Annotated in this window: 1 protein-coding gene; it reads right to left on the reverse strand. The window is 45.8% G+C overall.

The window, feature by feature from the left end; all coding sequences use genetic code 11:
• On the reverse strand, nt 1-260 hold a 260-nt coding region (locus A7A78_RS15145; protein ID WP_165593568.1), incomplete at both ends, for a hypothetical protein.

Genomic DNA, 260 nt, shown 5'->3' on the forward strand with positions numbered 1-260 from the left:
TTTCCATCAGTATAACTATAAGTAACCGTGATGGAGCCGTTAAGACCTGCTGGGTTGAAGGTCGCCGTTCCGTTTCCGTTGTTGGTAACGCCCGGTCCACTCCATGTTCCGTTGGAATTTGTTGGAGTTCCTGTCAAGGTAATAGGACTAACGTTGTCACACAACGGACCATAATTTCCAGCGTCCACTGTTGGTGCTGTATTTACAAGTATGTTGGCAGTATCGCTGTTGGTACAGCTGTTTCCATCAGTATAACTATA

It is taken from the genome of Aequorivita soesokkakensis (assembly GCF_001641085.1).
Lineage (GTDB): Bacteria > Bacteroidota > Bacteroidia > Flavobacteriales > Flavobacteriaceae > Aequorivita > Aequorivita soesokkakensis.